Source organism: Sphingomonas sp. NPDC079357 (genome assembly GCF_044901155.1).
Taxonomy (GTDB): Bacteria; Pseudomonadota; Alphaproteobacteria; order Sphingomonadales; family Sphingomonadaceae; genus Sphingomonas.
The window spans coordinates 213,771-234,048 of record NZ_JBJDOM010000001.1 but is presented as its reverse complement, the minus strand read 5'-3'; the positions used below and the strand labels follow the sequence as shown (position 1 = coordinate 234,048).

Here is a 20,278-nt window from a genome sequence, read left to right as displayed (position 1 = left end):
GTGACCCATCACGCCTGATCGTACATCCGGCCGATATGCGCTTCGCCACGCGCCGCTGCGAGCCGTTCCTGGCGATGCCGTTCGGCATAGCCGGCGCGTTCCTCCGCGGTGCGTTCGCCGACGCAGGCAGGACAACTGACGCCTTCGACAAAGGCGGGCGAGGCGCGATCGGCCGCGCTGACCGGCATCCGGCAGGCGAAACACAGCAGATGCGTTCCCGGCGCCAACCCGTGTCCGACCGCAACTCGCTGATCAAACACGAAACATTCGCCCTGCCACGCGCTCTCGGCTGCCGGCACTTCCTCCAGATAACGCAGGATGCCGCCGTCGAGGTGGTGGACCTGCTCGACGCCTTCCGCCTTCAGGAAGGCGGTCGATTTCTCGCAGCGGATGCCGCCGGTGCAGAACATCGCCACCCGCTTCTTCCCCGCCAGCAGCGTCTCCCGCTGCGTGCGGAACCAGTCGGGAAAGTCGGCGAACCCGGCAGTTTTCGGATCGACCGCGCCTGCGAAGGTGCCAACCGCGACTTCATAGTCGTTGCGGGTATCGATCACCAAGGTTTCGGGATCGGCGATCAGCGCATTCCACTCAGCGGGCGCGACATAGGTGCCCGCGTCGGTCAGGGGATCGACCGTCACGCCCATCGTGACGATCTCGCGCTTTACCTTTACCTTCAGCCGGTGGAACGGCATCGCTGCCGTCCAGCTATGCTTGAGCGACAGCGCCTCGCAGCCCGGCAGCGTGCGGATGTGCGCAATCACCGAGTCCAGCGTGTCGGGCGCGCCCGCGATCGTTCCGTTGATCCCTTCGCCCGCCAGCAGCAACGTGCCCCTGATTCCCGCCGCGCGCGCCACCGCGAGCAGCGGTTCGCGCAGCGCGTGCGGGTCGTCAAATCGCGCAAAGCGATAGAGTGCGGAGACCCTGATGTTCTCGGGCGGGGTCAATGGACGAAGCGCGCCACCACGTCGCGATAGCTGCGGCTGACCTTCACGTTCGCGCCCGAATCGAGCACGAGGAAGCATTCGCCGTTGGTGTGCGGCTTCACCTGCTTAACCAGATCGAGATTGACGATCGTCGAACGGTGAATGCGCTGGAAGCGGCGCGGATCGAGCCGCTTTTCGAGATCCTTCATCGTCTCGCGCAGGATCAAATTTCGGTCGCCGGTGTAGATCACCATATAATCGCCCGCCGCGTCGATCCGCTCGATCGTGTCGACGTCGACGCGGAAGATCTGCCCCTGATCCTTGATGTTGATCATCTTCTCGAAGCGGCTGGCGTTTACCGCATCGCCGCCATCAGCCATTTCCGCCGCCGCTTCGGGGGCGTGCTCGGCAAGCGCCTCCTTGAGCTTTTCCGCCTCGCCCGCACTCTGCCGCTCCGAGAGTCGCTGGCGCACGCGGTCGAGCGTGTCGGCGAGGCGCGACTCCTCGACCGGTTTCATCAGATAGTCGGTCGCCTGCGCCTCGAACGCGCGGATCGCATGATCGGAATAGGCCGTCACGAACACGAACAGCGGCGGCTCGACGTCCATGAGGCCCTGGACGACCGAGAAACCGTCGAAGCCCGGCATCTGGATGTCGAGGAAAACGAGGTCGGGCTTGTGGGTCTTGATTGCGCTGATCGCCTCGCGGCCGTTCTGGCACTTGGCGATGATCTCGACGTCGTCGTGCGCCTGTAGCCGCAATTCGAGCCCCTGGATCGCAAGCGGCTCGTCATCGACGAGGATGGTACGAATGGTCATCACACCTCTCTGTTCGGTACTTCGAGCTGGTACGGGATCTCGATCTCGACCCCGAACCCGCCCGTCGGCATGGCCCGCACATCGAAGCGGTGGTCCGGCCCGTAAGCCTGTGCCAGCCGCTCCCTGATATTGGCGATGCCCACGCCGGTTGAAAGGCTTGGCCGCGATTTCGTCGGCATCAAACCCGGTCCGGTATCGGATACGCCGAGCAGCACCCTGTCACCGACGAGCCGAATGGTAACACAGATTTCCGCGCCGTCCTCCTGCGGCGTCACGGCATATTTGATCGCATTCTCCACGAGCGGCTGGAGCAGCAGCGACGGCAACCGCGCCTTCTCCGCCGCTGGATCGATCTCGAACTTCGGGCGCAGCCGGTCCTCGAACCGCATCTTCTCGATCTCGAGATACAGTTTCAGCGTCTCGACTTCTTGCGCGACGGTGACGTGCGCGGTCGGTTCGTTGGCGAGCGTGTAGCGCAGGAACGACGACAGCCGGCTCAGCATCGCATTCGCCCGCTCGGTCTGCTTCAACAGCACCAGCGTAGAGATCGAATTGAGCGTGTTGAACAGGAAGTGCGGGTTGAGCTGGTACCGCAGCATCGCGAGCTGCGCCGACGACGCCTGGTTCTCCAGATGCTCCATCTGGTCGATCTGATCCTCAAGGATCAGATAGAAGTTGATCCCGAAGTAGAGCGCCGACCAGCCGGCCAAAGTCGTGAAACAAAGGAACAGCGCAGCGAGCAGCAGCGTCAGGTCCACCCCCGGCGCGGCCAGCCGGATCAGGCTGAACGAAAAGGCGTACAGCGTCGCATAGAGGAATGTCGCGGCGGCCAGGGTGAAGATCGACAGCAGGATTCCGGTGACCCGCGGCAGCTGGCGATAGTGCCCGTAGAGCACCGAGAGCAGCAAGGTGATGCAATAACCGATGATGGATTCGATCAGCACCGAGCCGATCACCTGCAACGAGGCATTGCTGCTCAGCGACGAGACGAGCCGAAGCACCAGATAGCCGGTCCAGCCGACCGCCTGGAGTTTCCAGAACGCGGATGCCTTGTTCTCGAAGAACGGCCGGACGAACAGCGGGCGCTCCGGCGTGCCGGCATAAGCGGACGAGGCAGGAGCAGCGGAGACGGAAGTCGCGGAAGTCGCCATCGCGACCTCTGTACACCGCCTGCGCGCCGCGCGCAAAAAGAAGGGCCGCCGGTCCCGAAGAACGGCGGCCCAGCTTTGGGAAGGATTGACGCTTAGAAGGTGAAGCGCGCGCCGATCCGTACCGAGTAGAGCGACTGACGCGACGAGATCACGTTCTGCTGATCCGGCGCAACGCGCGGCGCGGTGTAGCGATATTGCGCGCACGCCTGCGACGAATTTGCCGTCGTCTGCGCGCTGGTCGGGTTCGTGCCGGTCGCGACGGCGGTCTGTAGGCACTGCACCTGGATCGCCGCGGTGGTGTACGGGAACGAATATTCGCGGATCTGACCCCAGTTCTTGTTGATCAGATTGCCGACATTCTCGACATCCGCGAACAGCGTGACGCGGCTGCCGCCGAGCCCGGTGGGAATTTCCTGCGAGATGTGCAGGTCGATCTTCGTAAACCACGGCGAGTTGAAGGCGTTACGCGGCGCGATCGTGCCGCGGAACTTGGACAATCCGCTCGAATTGATCAGCGCGTCGAGATTGGCGGCGGTTTGCGCGGCGGTCTGCGTGACGACGCCGTTCACGACCGTGTTGCCGTAGCTGACCAGCGGATCGGTGGTCGAAACCGGCACATACATAAGGTAACGCTGCTGTGTGCCGACGTTGCCGAAGATCGGGCTGCGGTTCGACGACGTGTCCTGCATCGTATAGCTGAACGGCTTGCCGATGCGCGTTTCCCCGAACAGCGCGATATTGGTCTTGTAATCGCCGAAGAAGGCGTGATCGAAGGTGACGCCATATTTGATCAGGTGACGAACCTGATCGTTCGAAATGCCGTATGCCGCGCCCGAACCGTCGAAGAACGCGCCATTGGCATAGTTCGAGCCTGCCGTCGACGAGGTGGCCGGCGTCTTGTCCTTGACGTCCTGATAGGCATAGCTCGCCGAGAAGCTGAGCCCCATGTCGAACGACTTGTCGAAACGCGCGACACCGATCAGCGACCGACCGCTGCTCGTGTTGTTCAGGACAATGTCCTGGAAGCGATCGGCGAAGCTCGTAACGGCCTGATAGCGCGGGCGACCATCGGGCGTGGTCAGGCCGCTGGCGACGACGCGATAGTCTGCGAAATAGACCTGATCGCGCACGTCCGACCACAGGAAGTCCGCACCGAGATGCCATCCGCCGCCCAGGAAGCCACCGAAGTCGGTGTCGTAATCGGCCGACAGCGTTCCGCGCCACTGCGACGGCAGGCGGAAGTTGCGGTCGAGAGCGTTGGTCGGCGCGTTGGTGGTGTTGGCGGGGCTGGTCACCAGATCGTTGGCCGCTGTGGGTATGGTCGTGCCGTTGACGTTGCTCAGCACCTGCGCCCCGGTGCCCACCGAATAGCTGCCGTTGTTCGACTGGGTGACGTCGATGCTGTTAGTCAGGAAGCCGGTGTTCGAGAAGCTGTTCGAAACATAGACGTCCGGCGAGCCACCCGAGAAGATGCCGATCCCGCCGCGGAAGGTCAGCTGCGACGTCGGCTTGAAGTCGAAGCCGATGCGCGGCTGGAACACGCCACGACCGGAGATGTAGGTCTGGTTGGTAAAGCCATAGCGGTTGACGAAATTCTGGTTGAGCGCCGGACGGCTGTGACCGCCGTACATGTCGTAGCGCGCGCCATAGGACAACGTCAGCAGGTCGCTGATCCGCCAATTGTCCTGAATACCGAACGCGTACGATTGATACTGGAACCGCGCCGCGCCGTTGATCGGATCAAGCGTCGGAACGGCATTCTGATAGCGGAGGCGCTGGGCGTTGCCGGCCGCGAAGTCGGCGATGGAATCGAAGTAATAATCGCCGGCGCTGCGCTGCACGAACAGGTTGACGATCTTCGTATCCGACATTTCGCCGAAGATGCGGAGGTCATGATCGTCGCGGGTCAGGCGTGCCTGAACGGTGCCGCCCCAGGTGCGGCTGGTCAGCTCGTTAGACTGGCGCGAGATATCCGGACCGAACGAGACCGTTCCCGAGCCGTTGGCGCAATTGGTCGACAGATCGATGCCAGTCGCGGTGCTTCCCACGCTGGCGAAGCCAGCACGGTCGGATTGCGCAGCGGTGCAGACCTGGAATTGCGCGAAGCCACGACCCAGGATCGGATCCTGACCGCGCTTGTAGTCCTTGTAGAAGCCGCGGACTTCAGTGGAGAATTCGTCCGACCAGTCGGAGTTCAGCTGGACGACGCCAGCATGCAGGCGGTTGGAGCCGACATAGCCGTTCGAGGCGAGGCCGAGCCCCGGTGCGTTCGCGGTGCCCGACGCCGGCCCCACCTGCGTGTTCTGGTTAAACCGGATCGCGTCCTTTGTGTACATGTACGTTACCGAGGCGCGCTGCGTGTCTGAGAGGTTCGCATCGAGCTTTGCGACGAGGCGATCGTCGCGATCGTCCGAATTGTTGAGCACCCCGCCGGTGTCATAGCCGTAGCGGCTCTTCGCGATTTCCTGAATCTGCGCGACCGCGGCATCGGTGATGTTTGGAATGATGGTGCCGGCGTTGTTGCCGGGCGTGCCCTCGGTGATCGGCGTGCCGGCGCGGATGCGCTCGCCCGCGACCATGAAGAACAGTTTGTCCTTGATGATCGGGCCCGACAGCTCAGCGCCATAATTCTCGTACTTGAAGTCGGGTACGGTCACGCGGCCGGTCGGCACGCCGGGGCCGGCCTTCGTGCGCTTGCCGGTCAGCTCATCAGCCGAATAGGCGTAGAAACCGGTGCCGTGGAACTCGTTGGTGCCCGATTTCAGGATCGCGTTGATCGCGCCGCCCTGGAAATTGCCCTCGCGGACGTCATAAGGCGCGACCTTGGTCTGGAACTGACCGATCGCGTCGAACGGCACCGGCGAGCGGCGCGTGGGCAGGCCATCAGGATTAAGGCCGAAATTGTCCGTGACCGGCACGCCGTCTACCGAGAAGCGGTTGAAGCGCGCATTCTGGCCGGCGAAGCTCACCGCACGGCCACTGCCCTCCGAATAGTCGAGGCGCGCAAACGGATCGCGGCGCATGAGGTCGCGTACGTCGCGGTTGACCGAAGCGACACTGGCGATCTGCGCGGCCGAGAGGACGGTAGCCGGGCCCTGGCTCAAGTTGCGGGCGTTTGGCAGGCGCGACGCGGTCACGACGATGTCCCCGCCGCCCGCGCTCTCCGCCGTCAGTTCGATCGGCAGCTCGAAGCTCTGCGCGACGACCGTCTGAATATCGGTGACTTGCGTCGAGGAATAACCAGGAGCGGTGACGGTTACGGTGTAGGGACCGCCGACGCGCAGGCCGGTGGCGTTGAAGCTGCCACTGGCATCGGTCGTGACCGTGGTCGTGGCACCGGTCGGGACGTTGAGGATTGCCACCGTCGAGCCCGCCACCGGCGCGCCATTCGCCGTGACCGTGCCCCGGATCGAAGAGGTGGTTTCCTGCGCCATCGCGGCGGCCGGAATGACCAGCGCGACCGCAGCCACGCCTACGAACAGATTGTTTCGCATCGGAAATTTGTTCCCCTTTTCGCCGCAGCGCGACCCGCGACGGCTTCGTCGTTGGGGCGCCGATGACCGCACTATGTGAAGGTTGCGTGACAGTTGCGAGTAGATTGCTGCACCGCTGCAAGAGTCTGTTGCGGCGTTGCAAAAAAGCGACAGCAATGCTGCGCCACCGCGGCCTAGCGCCGCGCGAAGATGCGCTTCCAGGCGGGCTTGGCGCTTCCCGATTGCAGGACGCCCCGGCGGAACAGGCGGGCGCCGATCGTGATGAACACCGCAACCCACAGCAATTGCCACGCCAACGCCGCCAGGTGCGGCCACCATTCTGCACCCGAAGCGGCGCGTCCGGCCATCGCAAATGGCGAAGATAGTGGGAAAAGCTCGGCGGCGGTCGCAAGCGCGCTACCGGGGTGGGACACGGCCGAGGAGGCGAGGCCGAACATCGCGACCTGGATGATCGTGATCGGTAGCGAGAGCATCTGAACCTCGCGCATTGTTGCGGCCTGCGCGCCAACCCCCAGAAATACCGAGCCTAAAAGGAGGAAGGCGGTGGTGAAATAGGCCGCGAACAGCGCGGCGAAGGGCACGATCCCGATCGCCGGACGCAGTTGCGCGAGGTCGCGACCGACATCGCCGGGGAGTAGCGCGCCGATCTGGCTGAGCACCGTACCCCAGAATGTAACGAACAACAGCGCGACGCCGTACATGCCAAGCAGCTTGCCAAGGAAAACACTCTCAAGGGGCACGGAAGCGGCAAGAATTTCAATGACCTTGTTGTTGCGCTCTTCCGCCATCGTGCCCACTACCTGACCGGAGAGGAACAGGGTCAGAAAGAAGATACCGAACACTGTAAGGAACGCCGCGGCGTTGCGGTCGCCGGGCGTCGGGGCGGCAGTCTTGACTGCCTCCATGCGCACCGGCGGCGCGTCGGTGCCGGCACGTTCGATCAACGCGGCCTGTCGCGCTACGGCGGCAAGATAACGGGCGTCGTTCCGGTTTCCGGCCGAAAATACCACCTTCGGTTGCGCAAGCGTGCCGTATAAAACCGCACTGACGTCGGCGCCGGGCGCATCGAGCATCGCGCGGGACATTGTTTGCGCGTTTTCGACTGAAGGGTGCAGCGCCAACGGCGGCGGCGCGGCGTCCCCGCGCACGAGCGGACGCAATTGCGCATCGGCGCTGCGCAGCGCCTTTGCCGATGCGGGCGGCAGCATCGCGACCAGCCGGGCCTTGTCCGACGAGCCCTGCGTGACCGATGCCGCGCTGACCCCGCCGATCACGCTCAGCGCGCCCATGATGGCGGGCGCGAACAGGAAGAGCAGGAAGATCGGCGTGAAGACCGTGGCGGTAAAATCACGGCGGGCGATCGTCAGCGTCTGGCGGATCTGGCGACGCAGCGGGTTCATGCATTCGACTCCGAAGCGGATTGCCCGACGATCCGCACGAAGGCGTCGTGCAGGCCGGGGCGTTCGATCGACAGGCCCTTGATACCGTAGCCGGCGTCGATCAGGCGGTGGAGCAGTCCCTCGATCCCTTCTTCCGGCAAGGCGAAGCGCCACGCCTCCGCCTCGTGTCGCGCGCCCGGCGGCAGCATCGCGGCGAGGTGCGCATCGGCATGGGTGGGGACGTAATGGACCTGCTGCGGCAGCAGCGCGCGTGCCTCGTCGACCGTGCCCTCGAAACGCCGTTTGCCGCCTGCGATCACCGCGAGACGATCACACAGCCGTTGGGCGTGTTGCATGACATGGGTCGAAAAGAGGATCGTCGCGCCGCGATCGCGCTCGCTGAGGATCAGCGCCTCCAGCCGTTCCTGATTGACCGGGTCGAGCCCCGAAAAAGGTTCGTCGAGCACCAGCAGGTCGGGCCGGTGGACGATCGCGCCGAGCAGCTGCACGAGCTGCGCCATGCCCTTCGACAGCTTGCGGATCTTCTCGTCGATCGCATGGCCGAGGCCGGCGGCCTCCAGCATCTCGGCGGCGCGTGCGCGGCCGGTCTGCCAGTCGAGCCCGCGCAGCGCGCCCATGAACGCAACCGCCTCGCGCGCCTTCATCGACGGATACAGCCCGCGTTCTTCGGGCAGATAGCCAACCCGGTCGCCGACGTCGCGCGGGTGCGCGCTGCCGAGCAGCGTGCGCGAGCCCTCGTCGGGCTCGATGATGCCGAGCGTCATGCGCAGCGTCGTCGTCTTGCCCGCGCCGTTGGGGCCGAGCACGCCGTAGATCATTCCCGCCGGCACCGTCAGATCGACCCCGTCGACCACGCGCCGCTCGCCGTAACGTTTCACCAGCCCGTCGGCGATGACGGCGTAATCGTTCGATGCCACGCGTGCTTCCCCTTGTCGCAACGCAGCGTAGCGGCGCGCGTTCACGCCGCCAATCGCTATTGCCACGTCGGGTGAGGCCGTGGCGACGTGTCACCGGTCATAACGAGTGCTTCGATATGCGCAGGAGAGGTTTGTTCTGGCATCCACTTGTCGGCGTGAGTGCAAGCTGTTGTGGCGCAGCGAACCCCGGAGCAGGTCAAAGCGTCGGCAGAGGTGCCGGGCGGAGGCCGGGGGCCCCGTCGGGAAGACCTGACAAATAGTTGCAGGCGTCTCCAAACTGGAGCCCGGCCTGCGCCGGGGAACGTAAAGGACGATCGTGAGGATTTGACGTCAGGCGGCGGCGCGTGCGCCGGCGTCGTCGTTGGCGGCCGGGGTGCTGAGCCCGCCGTCCTGCGCCAGCTTCGCGAACGCGCCGCCCGCCGCGAGCAGCTCGTCGAAGCCGCCCTGTTCGACGATGCGTCCCTGATCGAGCACGACGATCCGGTCCGCGGCGCGCACCGTCGAGAGGCGGTGCGCGATGACGAAGGTGGTCCGGCCCTGCCGCAGCCGTTCGAGGCTTTCCTGAAGCCGCGCCTCGGTCGCGACGTCGAGCGCGCTGGTCGCTTCGTCGAGCAGCAGGATCGGGGCGTTCTTCAAGAGCGCGCGGGCAATGGCGATCCGCTGGCGCTCGCCGCCCGACAGGCCCGCGCCACGATCGCCGACGGCGGTGGCGAAGCCATCGGGCTTGCGCATGATGAAGTCCCAGGCGCCCGCGATGCGCGCGGCATCCTCGATCTGCTCCATCGTGGCATCGGGATTGCCCATCGCGATATTCTCGGCGATCGAGCGGTTGAACAGCCCGGCCTCCTGGAACACCACGCCGGTCGCCGCGCGCAACGAGGCAAGGGTGACGCCGCTGATATCCTGACCATCGACGAGGATGCGGCCCTTCTCCGGGTCCCAGGCGCGCTGGAAGAGGCCGAGCGCGGTCGACTTGCCCGAGCCAGTCGGGCCGACGATCGCGACCGTTTCGCCGGGGGCGACCTCGAAATCGAGATCGTGCACCGCGCCCGAGCCGGTCGGGTAGCGGAACGAGACGTTCTCGAAGGTGACGCGGCCGTCCGCGACCGAAAGCGGCGCGGCGTCGGCGGCTTCGGTGATGTGGCTCTGCTGGTCGAGTACCTCGAAGAACTGGCGGAGCGCCGGCAGCCGCTGCGCGACGTTGACGATGAAACCGGTGACCGTCTCCAGACGTGCGATCATCAACGTCGCGAAGCCGACGAACGACACGACATCGCCGATCGTCGCCAGCCCACGTTCGATCAGCGCCGCGCCGAAGCCAAATACCGAGACGATCGCGATCGACGAGGCGCCGCGTGTCAGCACCGCCGACACCGCCCACCAGTTGAGCACCGGATATTGCGCGTGGAGCAGATCGTGGAGCGAGCGGCGGACGTTGCCCATCTCGCCGGGCACCGCAAGGAAGCTCTGGAGCACGGTGACGTTGCCGAACAGGTCGCCGAGATTGCCCGAGATGTCGGTGAAGCGATCCTCGACGCGTGCCTGCCCGGTGGCGGTGTGGCGCATCACGATCAGATTGACGATCGAATAGACGAGCATCAGCACGACCAGCACCAGCCCGAGCCGCCAGTTGGTCATCATCGCAATCGGGAGCAGCAGCACGAGGATGCCGAGGTTGGTGATCTGATCACGCAGCAGCGGCAGCCACAGGTTGAACAGCCCCTCGCACCCCGAGATCATGATCCGCATGAGCCGGCCCGACCGCGCCTGCGTGTGGAACGCGGGTGGCAGCGCGAGCAGATGCTCGACATAGGTCGACATCGCGATCAAGCGGCGGCGGTGCGTCATGCGATCGGCGAGCAGCGCGATCACCACACCGGCGGCGAAGACCGTGACGCTGATCGCGCACCACAGGCCGACGTAGCGCATCGGATTGGCGCCGGTGGTGAGGCCGTTGACCGCCTTGCCGAACAGCAGCGGCTCCGCGACCTGCAGAAATGCGACCAGCGCGCCGGCGGCGAGCAGCGAGCCGGCCTTCAGCCGTTCCGGGCGGAGCAGCGCGAGCGCGCGGAGCACGACATGCGGCGAGCGGGTGCGTTCGGCGGACAGGGGCATGGCCAACTCACGAATCAGTAATGAGGAGCGCGCCGGAGCCGCGTGCGACGTCCGACAGGGGGCGCAGTAAGGGAATGTGGTTAACGGAAGGTGTGATCGGGGGAGCGGAGAGGCGCAATCGACGCTCTACTTACGTCATCCCGGACGTGGTCCGGGATTCCGCTTCTTCATGCCCCGGACGGCAAGAAGAAGTGGGGCCCCGGATCAAGTCCGGGGCGACGAAGCACGGATCAATGCTCGCGGAACGACGACCAGAACGCGCCCACCAGCGGCTCCAGCGCGTAATCGAGCGCGGTGCGCTTGCGCAGCGGGATCAGCACCTGCGCGGGCATCCCGGGGCGCAGCTTGAACTGTTCGCCGCGGAATTTGGCGAGGACATGCAGCTCCTCGGGCGGCACGGTGATCTCGGCGGTGAAATAGCTGACGCCGGTCTTTTCGTCGGTGAAGCTGTCCGCCGACAGTCGCGTCATCGTGCCGCCCAACGGCGGGATGTCGCGTTCGTGGAGGCTCGGGAATTTGACCGTGGTGTGCTGCCCGACCTTCAGGTCGTCGGCGTCGTCGGGCGAGATGCGCGCCTGAATGCGCAGCGGGGCCTCTTCGGGGACGATGTCCATCAGCTTCTGCCCCGGCTGGATCACGCCGCCGGGGGTGAAGACGGTCAGTCCGACGACCGCGCCGGTCGCGGGGGCACGGATCTCGGTGCGCGCAAGCTGTTCGCGCGCCGCGCCCAGCTTCGGCATCAGCTCGCCGAGCCGGACCTCGACATCGCGCAGGTCGGCGGCGGTGCGTTCGGTGAAGGTGCGCTCGGCCTCGAGCCGCTGGATCTGGCTTTCGCGCGCCGCCTCACGGGTCTGCGCGACGCTGGCGGAATATTGCCCGCGCTGGCCCTGCAATTCGGCACGCATCCGTTCCAGCTCGCGGAGCCGGGTCTGCGAAACGAAGCCCTTGGCGGCGACAGGGCGCAGCGCGTCGAGCTGGGCGTCGAGCAGCTTCAACTGCTCCTGTGCGGACAGCACCTGCTCGCCATAGCCGCGGCCCTGTTCGTTCGACTGCGCGGCGCGCTGGCCGAGCGCGTCGCGCTGCGCGGTGAGCGTCGCGGTGCGTGCGTTGAGTTCGGTCTGCTGGAGTCGCATGGCGAGCGCGGCCTCGGCCCGATCCTCGGCGTTGAGCGTCGCGAATTCGCGTGGGGGCGCTATGTGCGACTGGCCGAGCTGTTCCGCCTGAAGCCGCGCGCGCTGCGCGAGCAGGCGGATGGTCTGCGACGCCAGCGCGCGCTCGCTGGCGAGCACCTCCGGCGAGCCGAGGCGGATCAGCAATTGCCCCTGCTGGACGCGTTGGCCGTCGCGGACGAAGATCTTGTCGACCACGCCGCCGTCGCGATGCTGGACGGCCTGGCGCTGCCCGGACACCGCGAGCACGCCCTCGGCATAGGCCGCTGCGTCGAGGCGCGCGAACGCGGCCCAGCCGAGGAAACCGATGAAGAACAGCGCCGCGACGATCAGACCGGTGCGGATGTCGCCGCGTGGATCAGCGGGCAGGTGGACCGCGTCGTCGCCGGTCAGGGCAGGGGGGGAGGCTAGGGGGAGGGTGGCCATGGCTCAGGCGCTCGCGCTGGGGGCGGTGATCGTGGTGGGCGTGCCGGGGCGCGGCACCGCGCGCGGGCGTTGCGGCGCGATCTTGGGCAATACCTCGTCGCGGGGGCCGAACATCTCCACGCGTCCGCCGCGCATCACCAGCAGTTTGTCGACGACGGGCAGGATGCCGAGCTTGTGGCTGACCACCAGGATCGTGTGCCCGGCCTTCTTGTAATGATCGATCGCGGCGAGCAGCGCGCTGTCACCCTCGGCATCGAGGTGCGCATTGGGTTCGTCGAGGATCAGCACCGCCGGATCGCCGAACATCGCGCGCGCCAAGGCGACGCGCTGCGCCTGACCCGCGGAAAGGCCACGCCCGCCGGGCTTCAGCTCGTGATCGAAGCCGCCGGGCAGTCGCTGGATCAGCTCGCGCGCGCGGGCGCGCTCGGCGGCCTTGATCGCGGCGGCGTCGATCGCGGCGGGATCATGCGCCAGCTCGGTGCGGAAGCGGGCGATGTTTTCCTTCACGGTGCCGGCGAACAGCGACGGGTCCTGCGGCAGATAGCCGATATGCTCGGCGAGCAATTCGGGGTCCCAGTCGGTCACGTCGGCGCCGTCGATGCGGACGCGGCCGCGATCGGGGCGGATCGCGCCGGCGATGATCCGGGCCAGCGTCGACTTGCCCGCACCGCTCGGCCCGACGATCGCGATCACCTCGCCGGCCGCGATCGGAAGCGAGACGTCGCTGACGATCGTGCCGTCGCGCGTGTCGTTAAAGAGCGTGACGTTCTCGAGCCGCAGCGCGCCCCTTGGGGCGGGAAGCTGGGTGACGACGCCGGTGGTCTGCGTTTCGGTCAGCAGCTTGTCGAGTCGCAGGTAGCTGCCATGCGCCTGCGCAATGCTCTTCCAGCTGCCGATCAGCATTTCGATCGGGGCCAGCGCGCGCGAGATCAGGAAGGACGCCGCGAAGATCGAGCCGCCCGATATCTGGTTGTCGATCGCCAGCAACGCGCCGAGCCCGAGCGCGAGGCTTTGCAGCGCGAGGCGGACGAACTTGGTGGCGGTCATGTAATTGCCGCCGGTGAAGCCGGCGCGGGTCTGGAGCGCCAGCATCGTCTCGCGATAGCGGAGTTGGCGCGTCACCATCGCGCGCCGCATCCCCAGCGCGCGAACCGCCTCGGCGCCGCCGAGCATCGACTCCTGGCTGGCGTAGCTGGTGGTCGCGGCAATCTGCGCCCGCTCAAGCGCGGTGCGCGTGCCCTTTTCGTTGCGCCAAGCGATCACGGGCAGGATCGTGCCCCCGACCAGCGCGACGATCCCGAGCACCGGATGAACGAGGAAGCAGACGGCGACATAGATCGGCGTCCAGGGCGCATCGAACAGCGCCAGCACGCCGGGCCCGCTCAGCGTCTGGCGGACGGTGTCGAACTCGCGCAGTGCCTGGCGGGCGACCGGCTGATCGGGGCGGCCAAGCGTGGCGTCGAGCAGCACGGGTGCGAGCGTCGCGTCGAGCCGGACCCCGGCGCGCACCAGCAACCGGGTGCGGATCCGGTCGAGCATCGACAAGGTGACGAGCGCGAACAGCAGCACCGCGGTCAGGAACCACAAGGTCAGCCGGCCGTGCGTCGGTACCACCCGATCATAGACCTGCAGCATGTACAGCGTCGGCGCGATGTAGAGGATGTTGACCAGCGCGCTGAACCCGAACGCCGCCACGATATGGCGGCGGCACAGCGACAGCGCCGCCCGCATCGGACCTTCGGCACCCGGATTCGTGGTTATCATCATGGAACCAACGCCTAGCATCAACGTTTCGTCAAAGCGACCGGGTACGTGCGGACTCCGTCAGCTGACTGAGTGGCCCCGTGCGACGGTTTGGTGATCCCTCTCCCGCCGCCCATATCGCAGAAATGGTTGAAGAAATTACTACCATTGCGACCGGCGGGAAGCGCCGGTGCGATGCGGGATCATCGCGGACATTCGGTATGTCGGGCATTTCGGCCAACCAGTCAGCGAATCGGTAACCCAGCGAAAATTCCGCCCTACTATTGCTAGTCAGTCGCAATCGCTGGTATAGCGGTGCGACGCGAGGGCAAGGGGAAGGTGGCGAATGCTGATGCAGCGGGTGGGACCGCCCATGACGTCGGCACCGCGCACGCGCCGCCTCCGCGGTGCTGCGCTGGCGATGGTGGCGCGCTGCTTCACGGCGTTCCTCGGCGGTTATGCACTCACCGCGATCGTCGCGACCCTGATCGCGCGACTGCTGCCGATCGCGCGAGTCGAAGCGACCGTCTGGGCGATGATTCCGGCCTTCCTGTTCTATGCGGTGGTCGGCCTGTGGTGCTTTCATGAGCCGCGGCTGTCGCGCGTTGCCGGCTGGGTGTGGGGCGCGACGATCGTTGCGGGCGGGGCGGTGTGGCTGCTGGGCACCCGTCCGTGATCCGTTCGCTGCGTCAGTCGATGGCGTGGATCCACAGCTGGCTGGGGCTGCTTGCCGGCTGGATCCTGTTTGCGATGTTCCTGACCGGCACCGCGAGCTATTTCCGTCCCGAAATCACGCGCTGGATGCAGCCCGAGCTGCCGATGAACCGTACCGCCCCCGCTGATGCGGCGCAGACTGCGGTCACCAGCTTGTCGCGTGATGGCATCACCGACCAACAATGGTTCATCCAGCTGCCGAACGACCGTGATGTCGTGACGCGCGTTTATGCAACACCGAAGCACGACACCCCCGACGCCGGGCCGGCCAAGCGGCGCAAGCGCGCGGCGGAGCAGGTGCTCGATCCCGCGACCGGCGCTCCGGTCCACGCGCGCGAAACGCGGGGCGGCGAGCATTTCTATCGCTTCCACTTCCAGTTGCAGCTGCCGCATCCGTGGGGGCGCTGGCTGGCGGGCATCTGCGCGATGTTCATGCTGGCGGCGATCATCTCGGGCGTGGTGACGCACAAGCGCATCTTCGCCGACTTCTTCACGTTGCGCTGGAACAAGGGGCAGCGCAGCTGGCTGGACGCGCACAACGTGTCGGCGGTGCTGGCGCTGCCGTATCATGCAGTCATCACCTACACCGGTCTGCTGACATTGGTGCTGATGTATCTTCCGTATCCCATTGCCATCAATTACAAACAGCCGCTGGATTTCGGGCGCGAGGCTTATGGTCTGCCGCGCGATGCCGAGGCGAGCGGGCGGGGCGCGTCACTGGTGCCGATCGCGCCGCTGGTGCGGGATGCCGAAGCCCGGCTGCGCATGCCGGCGGCGCGCGTCTTGGTGCAGCAGCCGGGCGATGCGGCGGCCATCGTCGCGGTCAGCGGTGCGGCCGACACGCGCCTGAACGCACGCGCGGGCACGGTCGTCTATTCGGGTGCGACGGGTGCACTGCTCCAGTCGCCAAGCGGCACCGGAGCCGCGGTATCGACAGCCGGCGTGATGCTGGGATTGCACATCGCGCATTTCGCGGCGCCCGCGTTGCGCTGGGTATTGTTCCTGCTTGGCCTGACCGGGGCGGCGATGGTCGGCACCGGATTGCTGCTGTGGACCGCGGCGCGGCGCAAGCCGGGCATGGCACCCATTTTCGGATTGCGGCTGGTCGAACGGTTGAACATCGCGACGATCGCCGGGCTGCCGCTTGGCATGGGGGCGTTCCTGCTTTCCAACCGCGTCATCCCCGCGGCGGCCGAGGGGCGTGCCGATGTCGAGGTAGCAACGATGTTCTACGTGTGGGGCGTTGCGGCGGTGCTGCAGTCGCTGCGCCCGGCCAAGCAGGCGTGGGCGATCCTTTTCGCGACCGGGTCCGTCGTTTACCTGGCGATCCCGATGGCGAATGCGCTGACCACGTCGCGGGGGCTGCTGGCATCGTGGCGAGCGGGTGACGGGCTGTTCATGGGCTTCGATCTCGCGATGCTCGGCATCGCGGCGCTGCTGGGGATCGCGGCCTGGCGCGCGGCACGGCCGCAGAAAGTGCGCGCTGCGCGACGGTTACAAGAGGTGGTGCATGTTTGAGGGTGTGGTTCTGTGTGCGCTGGCGTTCGTGCTGCTGGCCGCGGCGTCATACAAATTCCGTCGCGAGGCGGGGATCTCCGGAGAGCGCGCGGTGCGGGCGCTGCGTAGCGGCGCGGCGGTGCTGATCGCGCTGGCGCTCGTCCGGGTCGGTACGCCGCTGGACGGCGAGCGCTGGGTGCGGCTGCTGACCTGCGCGTCGATCGCGGCGGTGGCGGTGGTGCTGGCGCTGTCGATAGCACCCGGCGCGGTCTTCTATCCGGTCCGCCGGGTGCTTCGCCGCTCCTGATCCTGTATTAAGGCGATCGGCACGCGCGCCGATCAGGAGCGCGCCTGCCGCGGCACGGGCGCGGCGGCCTCCTCGTCGAGCACGCCGAGTTCACCACGGGCGCGGGCGCGGCGACCGTACACGAACTCGAACATCGGCGAACTCATCAGCGTCGTGGCGATCGCCATCAGCACCAGCATCGAGAACAACGCGGGCCCGATGATGCCGCGCGCCAGCCCGATGTTGATGATGATCAGCTCCATCAGCCCGCGCGCGTTCATCAGCGCGCCGACGCCCAGCGCGGTCGCATTGTCCTGACCGGTCAGCCGCGCCGCCGCCCAGCACGCGCCACCCTTTGCGACGACCGAAGCGACGAGCACGACCAGCGCGACACCGAACAGCGCCGGGTTGGCGACCAGCGCAAGCTGGGTATTGAGCCCGCTGAAGGTGAAAAAGCACGGGAGCAGCAGGAGGACGGTCAGCGGCTCGAGCTGGCGCTTCAGGCCGTCGGCAAAGGCGCCGCGCGGCATCGCCGCACCGAGCAGGAACCCGCCGAATACCGCGTGCATCCCGACCGCATCCATCGCGAAGGCGGCGAGCAGGAACAGCATCACGGCGATGCCCGTCTCGGTTTGACCCACGATCCCCGTCCGCTCGGCGCGGGCGCGCAGCGGGCGCAGCAGCCGCGGGCCGAAGCCGAGCACGACAACCGCGAACAGTGCCGCGCCGCCAATCGCCTTGATCGCGACGCCCGCACCGTCGCCGAACGTCGCCAGCACCACCGCCAGTACCGTCCAGGCACCGGCATCGTCGATCGCGCCCGACGAAAGCGACAGCGTGCCGAGCGGCGTGCCCGACAGGCCGCGCTCGTGAATGATGCGCGCTAGCATCGGAAAGGCGGTGATCGCGATGCACGCGCCGAGAAACAGCGCCGCCTGGGTCGCGGTGACGGTCGGTCCGAACAGACCGGGGATGGAGCGAAGCCAGGGGGCGAGCACGACCGCGACCGCGAACGGCGCGATCATGCCCGACAGCGAGACGGCGGCGGCGCTGCGCGCGTTGCTGCGGAAATGGTCGGCGCGGAAGCCGAGCCCGACGATGAACATGTAGAGGCCGACGCCGAGTTGCGCGACCGCATAGAGCAACCCGCGCGTCTCCGTCGGGAACAACAATGTCTGCCACTCGGGGGCGACCAGCCCGAGCAGCGACGGCCCGAGCAGCACGCCGGCGATCATCTCGCCCACGACCTGCGGCTGACCAAGATAGCGTTTCGCCAGCCACCCGACCGCGCGCGACACCGCGACGATCGCGAACAATTGCATGAAGAACAGCACGCTGAGCTGCGCCGGTGCCATGTCGAATCCTCCCCCGTTTTTCGAACGCTAACGGGTGAGGCGTGTGCGCTCAACGAGGATGTTGACGCTACCGGCCGCCCGCCCGGCGGTTCAGCGCGGCGACGCAGCTGGCGCGATCAATGCTGTTGCCGTCGCGCTGACGCGCATCGACCCAGGTGACGTGCGGCTCGGCGCGGTCGGGGGTGGGGTAGAGATAGGCGTCAAGGATGCAGATCGCGCTGGAGAATTGCAGCTTGCGGGCGGCGCCCTCGCGGACATCGGCGTCGGGTTGCCCGAAGGTGCGCGTCAGATGCGCGGCATCTTGTCCCATCACCGCCTCCAGCCCCAGCGTCGGCAGCGCGACCGGGATCGCGCGCGCCACGGCGGGGCGTTGTGCGGTGGTCGTGGCGCATCCCGCCAGCACGGGCAGGAGGAGCAGCGCGGCAGAGGCGAGGGGCTTCATCGGCGGGTTCCGTGGAATAGGTGCGTCGCCATCGCCGCGCCCAGTACGGGCGCGAGGATGTTGAGCAGCGGAACCACGAACAGCCCGGTCGCGGCAAGTCCCAGCACGAAGCGCCGACCGGCGGTCACCGCGCGCCAGTCTCGCATCGCCGCAGCCGGCAGGTGGCGCGCCGCGACCATCTCCCCGAGGTCGCGCCCGAGCAGCCAGCCGTTGACGACGAAGAACGCCGCGGCGGTACCGACGCCGGTGACGAGCAGCGCGACATAGACCGGCGCTGCCAGCAGGTTGACCGCGATGAACCGCCCCGCCGAGGCGAGCCCCATCCGCAACCCGCGCGCCAGCGAGACGGCGCGCGCACCCGCCAGCGCCTGCGGGTAATGCCGCCGCTCGACCGCCGCGACGATCGTGTCGGCGAACAGTCCGACGACCAGCATCGCCACCCCGCGAAACAGCAGCCAGCCGCCGAGCACGGTCAGCAACGTCGCGGCGAACCCGGCGAGCGCGCCGTGCCAGACGATGCCGTTCAGCGCCGTGTCGATCAGCCACCACGCGCCGGCGCCGAGCGCGACGAAGATGCCAAGCGTGATCGCCAGCGACAGTGCGAGCACCCGCAGGATCGCGGGGTCGCCGAGTTGCTGCACCGAAAGCCAGAACGCGCGCGCCATCGCCGGGGGATGCGCCACGCTTGCCCGTTGCGCAAGTGACGGACGCGCTCTAGTCGGGCGCTTTCCGCGCTTCCAGGAAGTACGAACTTGACCGAACCCCGCTATGACGTGGTCGCGATCGGCAATGCCATCGTCGACATCCTTTCGCCCGCCGCCGATGCGTTCATCGCCGACAACGGCATGACCAAGGGCGCGATGGCGCTGGTCTTCTCGCCGGAGGAAGCCGACGCGCTCTATGCCAAGATGGGGCCGGGACAGGAAGTGTCGGGCGGGTCGGCGGCGAATACGATCGCGGGGATGGCGGCGTTGGGCAGCCAGTGCGCGTTCATCGGGCAGGTCGCCGATGACCAGCTCGGCGAGGTGTTCGCGCACGACATTCGCGCGGCGGGCATCCGCTTCGACACCGCCGCGCGGGCGGGGGCGCCGACCACCGGCCGCTGCCTGATCTTCGTGACGCCCGACGGGCAGCGCACGATGAACACCTTCCTCGGCGCCTCGCACTATCTGCCGGCCGAGGCGCTGGACGCCGGGCTGATCGCGGACGCGCGCTATCTGTATCTCGAAGGCTATTTGTGGGACCCGGAAGAGCCGCGCGCCGCAATGCGCGCCGCGATCGACATCGCGCGTGGGGCCGGGCGCAAGATCGCCTTCACGCTGTCGGCCGAGTTCGTGATCGACCGGCATCGTGACGCCTTTCACGCGCTGATCGATCAGGGGCTGATCGACGTGCTGTTCGCCAATGAGACCGAGATCATGTTCCTGACGCAGACCGATACGGTCGACGCGGCGGTGGCGGCGGTGCAGGGCAAGGTGCCGCTGGTCGTCGTCACGCTGGCGGAGCGCGGCGCGATGGCGGTGGCGGGCGAAGAGCGCACGGTGGTGCCTGCGCAGCCGATCGACAAGGTGGTCGACACGACCGGCGCGGGCGACCTGTTCGCGGCGGGCTTCCTCCACGGGCAGGCGCAGGGCAAGTCGCTGGAGGCGTCGCTGACGCTCGGTGCGATCTGCGCGGCCGAGGTGATCCAGCATTTCGGCGCGCGGCCGATCGTCGACCTGAAGGCGATCACCGCCGGGGTTTAATCGGCGATCCGTCTCGCCGCCCCTGCCTGCGCGGGAGCGACGATTGGGGTAGCGGTTCTCAAGCGCACGCCGATCTGCCACAG

The 20,278-nt window shown here is 67.0% G+C and carries 16 protein-coding genes; 4 read left to right on the top strand and 12 right to left on the bottom strand.

Annotated features, from left to right (window positions below):
• Positions 1-8: 8 nt before the first annotated feature.
• From ACI2JO_RS01085 to ACI2JO_RS01045, 9 genes are all read right to left on the bottom strand, one after another.
• Complete coding sequence (locus tag ACI2JO_RS01085; protein WP_404718915.1) at positions 9-944, bottom strand: rhodanese-related sulfurtransferase; 936 nt, start codon at positions 942-944, stop codon at positions 9-11.
• Positions 941-1,741, bottom strand: coding sequence for a LytTR family DNA-binding domain-containing protein (locus ACI2JO_RS01080; RefSeq protein ID WP_159759347.1), 801 nt, complete (start codon positions 1,739-1,741; stop codon positions 941-943). Before ACI2JO_RS01080 ends, ACI2JO_RS01085 begins: the two co-directional genes overlap by 4 nt.
• Positions 1,741-2,892 carry a sensor histidine kinase gene (locus tag ACI2JO_RS01075; RefSeq protein WP_404718914.1) on the bottom strand — a complete coding sequence of 384 codons (1,152 nt, stop codon included), beginning with the start codon at positions 2,890-2,892 and terminating at the stop codon, positions 1,741-1,743. Before ACI2JO_RS01075 ends, ACI2JO_RS01080 begins: the two co-directional genes overlap by 1 nt.
• 92 nt (positions 2,893-2,984) lie before the next feature.
• Positions 2,985-6,386: a carboxypeptidase regulatory-like domain-containing protein gene (locus tag ACI2JO_RS01070; RefSeq protein WP_404718913.1), complete on the bottom strand. Its 3,402-nt coding sequence runs from the start codon at positions 6,384-6,386 to the stop codon at positions 2,985-2,987.
• 173 nt (positions 6,387-6,559) lie between these two features.
• Complete coding sequence (locus tag ACI2JO_RS01065; RefSeq protein ID WP_404718912.1) at positions 6,560-7,786, bottom strand: ABC transporter permease; 1,227 nt, start codon at positions 7,784-7,786, stop codon at positions 6,560-6,562.
• Complete coding sequence (locus ACI2JO_RS01060) at positions 7,783-8,703, bottom strand: ABC transporter ATP-binding protein (RefSeq protein ID WP_404718911.1); 921 nt, start codon at positions 8,701-8,703, stop codon at positions 7,783-7,785. Before ACI2JO_RS01060 ends, ACI2JO_RS01065 begins: the two co-directional genes overlap by 4 nt.
• 330 nt (positions 8,704-9,033) lie before the next feature.
• On the bottom strand, positions 9,034-10,818 hold the full coding sequence (locus tag ACI2JO_RS01055; protein WP_404718910.1) for an ATP-binding cassette domain-containing protein: 1,785 nt from the start codon (positions 10,816-10,818) through the stop codon (positions 9,034-9,036).
• A gap of 230 nt (positions 10,819-11,048) precedes the next feature.
• Positions 11,049-12,413 (bottom strand): HlyD family type I secretion periplasmic adaptor subunit, encoded by a 1,365-nt coding sequence (locus ACI2JO_RS01050; RefSeq protein WP_404718909.1) that lies wholly within the window; start codon positions 12,411-12,413, stop codon positions 11,049-11,051.
• Positions 12,414-12,416: 3 nt separating this feature from the next.
• Positions 12,417-14,180 carry a type I secretion system permease/ATPase gene (locus ACI2JO_RS01045; RefSeq protein ID WP_404718908.1) on the bottom strand — a complete coding sequence of 588 codons (1,764 nt, stop codon included), beginning with the start codon at positions 14,178-14,180 and terminating at the stop codon, positions 12,417-12,419.
• Between the two features lie 349 nt (positions 14,181-14,529).
• Between ACI2JO_RS01045 and ACI2JO_RS01040 the strand changes: the two genes are divergently transcribed.
• The 3 genes from ACI2JO_RS01040 to ACI2JO_RS01030 are packed head-to-tail and all read left to right on the top strand — an operon-like array spanning position 14,530 to position 16,674.
• Positions 14,530-14,832: a hypothetical protein gene (locus ACI2JO_RS01040; RefSeq protein WP_404718907.1), complete on the top strand. Its 303-nt coding sequence runs from the start codon at positions 14,530-14,532 to the stop codon at positions 14,830-14,832.
• Positions 14,829-16,388: a PepSY domain-containing protein gene (locus ACI2JO_RS01035; RefSeq protein ID WP_404718906.1), complete on the top strand. Its 1,560-nt coding sequence runs from the start codon at positions 14,829-14,831 to the stop codon at positions 16,386-16,388. Before ACI2JO_RS01040 ends, ACI2JO_RS01035 begins: the two co-directional genes overlap by 4 nt.
• Entirely contained in the window at positions 16,381-16,674 is a 294-nt protein-coding gene (locus tag ACI2JO_RS01030) for a hypothetical protein (protein WP_404718905.1), read from the top strand. The genes ACI2JO_RS01035 and ACI2JO_RS01030 overlap by 8 nt, the downstream gene beginning before the upstream one ends.
• Before the next feature lie 32 nt (positions 16,675-16,706).
• On the opposite strand, the gene ACI2JO_RS01025 is transcribed toward ACI2JO_RS01030, so the two are convergent.
• From ACI2JO_RS01025 to ACI2JO_RS01015, 3 genes are all read right to left on the bottom strand, one after another.
• Positions 16,707-18,008, bottom strand: a complete 1,302-nt coding sequence (locus ACI2JO_RS01025) for a cation:proton antiporter (protein WP_404718904.1) — start codon at positions 18,006-18,008, stop codon at positions 16,707-16,709.
• A 67-nt stretch (positions 18,009-18,075) separates the two neighbouring features.
• Entirely contained in the window at positions 18,076-18,450 is a 375-nt protein-coding gene (locus ACI2JO_RS01020; protein ID WP_404718903.1) for a hypothetical protein, read from the bottom strand.
• Complete coding sequence (locus ACI2JO_RS01015) at positions 18,447-19,115, bottom strand: EI24 domain-containing protein (RefSeq protein ID WP_404720299.1); 669 nt, start codon at positions 19,113-19,115, stop codon at positions 18,447-18,449. Before ACI2JO_RS01015 ends, ACI2JO_RS01020 begins: the two co-directional genes overlap by 4 nt.
• 87 nt (positions 19,116-19,202) lie before the next feature.
• Between ACI2JO_RS01015 and ACI2JO_RS01010 the strand changes: the two genes are divergently transcribed.
• The gene (locus ACI2JO_RS01010) at positions 19,203-20,195 is read left to right on the top strand and encodes an adenosine kinase (RefSeq protein ID WP_404718902.1); all 993 of its coding nucleotides are present in this window, start codon (positions 19,203-19,205) and stop codon (positions 20,193-20,195) included.
• Positions 20,196-20,278 lie beyond the last annotated feature (83 nt).